Origin of the sequence: Streptomyces sp. NPDC007205, from assembly GCF_040634095.1 — a bacterium.
Lineage (GTDB): Bacteria > Actinomycetota > Actinomycetes > Streptomycetales > Streptomycetaceae > Streptomyces.
Genome location: NZ_JBEYEW010000170.1, coordinates 1 through 1631 on the forward strand (window position 1 = coordinate 1; position 1631 = coordinate 1631).

1 protein-coding gene and 1 pseudogene are annotated in these 1631 nt (G+C 62.9%); both read right to left on the bottom strand.

The features are described 5' to 3' along the window. Positions 1–198: 198 nt before the first annotated feature. Positions 199–606 (bottom strand): hypothetical protein, encoded by a 408-nt coding sequence (locus ABZ624_RS42990; protein ID WP_360101206.1) that lies wholly within the window; start codon positions 604–606, stop codon positions 199–201. 593 nt (positions 607–1199) lie between these two features. Further along, positions 1200–1352: pseudogene (locus ABZ624_RS42995) on the bottom strand (IS6 family transposase); the annotation flags it as partial. Positions 1353–1631 lie beyond the last annotated feature (279 nt).

Sequence of the window (1631 nt, forward strand, 5' to 3'; positions counted from 1 at the left end):
GAACACCACCGCAACGACCAGGAGCCTCGTCTCGTCACCCCACACCCGCTGACCTGCACCTTCACCCCAGCAGGACAGGATGAAAACGGTTCAGTGACCCGAGGGAGGGCCGCCGTCCACAAGTACCTCACGAGCCGTGGAGCACGTTCCGCAGGAGTTCCTGCTCTCGGCTGAGCACAGACCTGGAACCAGAGCGCGTCACGGCTTCACGGTGCACAGGGAGGGGATGGGGTCCGTACACGTGTGTTCCAGCAGCTCCTGCCTTTTTTGCATTTCGTCTTTCTCTTCCTCGTCCTCGCGCGTACCTTGGGATTTTCTGGTCTCGTTCTCTACCTCTTTCTGCACCCGATTGTTCAGGACCTGCTGCAGCTTTTGGTCGGCCGTCCGCGACTCTTTCAGCCCGGCTTCGCTCTCCTTTTTTTGCGTGGCGGTTTCCTGCTTTCCCAGCACGCTGTTTTCCAGGTTGTGGACCTGCTGGCGGGGCTCCTGCTTCATTTGCTGGTTTTCCTCTTCCCGGCTCCTTCGCTGGCCTTTCTCTTTCCGCCTCCTCCGCCGCGCTTCCTTATCTTGGTCCCGCCCGTCGGCCATCGCCGGATGCGTCGCCAACTCAGGAGCATTCGTACGCCGTGGAACAAGTCCAGCGGCTCGCTGGGCCGGTTCGGTGCGGCGGTGGTCTTTCGCCCGTTCAGTGGCCTCGTATGTCCCCCGGACCGTGTGCGGCCTGTCCGTTGCACCCGGAGCCGCTGTTGCGACCTGCGAAGTACCCCACAGCCCAACTGTGCCCATCGCGAACACTGTGGTGAGCAACCCCTTCGAAACGCGTTTCTTCATCTGTGTCAGTCACCGATCTCTCCTCGGAGGCATTTTCCAACCAGAGCGTCACGCCTTCTTGAGGTGACGCTCAGGTGCCCCGGACGGGTGAGGGATTCGGCGACTGCGGGTAGGGCTGTTGCCGGCCAGCGGTGCGAACTGATGAAGGCGATCACGATCCATCGGTCGGGTTTTCGCGCATCGTCTGCTCACCGGTGCCCGATGGCCTCGCCTTGCCTCTCCAGCCGAAGAGTTGACCGAGCCAAGGCAGCACGTGTGGGGTGGCTGCCGCGTCTTATCTGGTGGGATGGTGGGTCGTTGGCGGCTGAGAGGCCGACGGGGAGCGCCAGTGCGTTCGCGTCCGCAAGAAAGTGCATCCTCGAAGCCAGCTTGACCCGGCCCATGGCGCGTTCGCGCTGCCTCGCTGGCTGGTGTGAATTCTCCGCCCGATCGTTCAGCCCCTTGTGGGAACGGTGTTCCACCGGGCCCATCAGTTCCCGGTGAGCCGGCCCGTAGTAGCGGCATGTGACCAGCACCCTGGGCACCGGCACTGATTAGCGGTGGACACCTCGATCTGGCCCCGGAGGGGGCCTGGGAGGTATGTCCACGCCCCGCCACACCCTCGACGTCATCATCCGATACGACTGTGACAGCGTCTTCACCAGACAAGAGCCCTGGTCAGCCACTACCAGCGACGCGGCGACCCTATCCGCCCCATCTCCGCGACTAGGGTCTGTTGCGAAAGTTGATCTTGTTGGTTGGTGATCACGTCCTGTGGGACGTGGGGATCTGACGAACGGGCAGTGGGCCCGTCTTGAGCC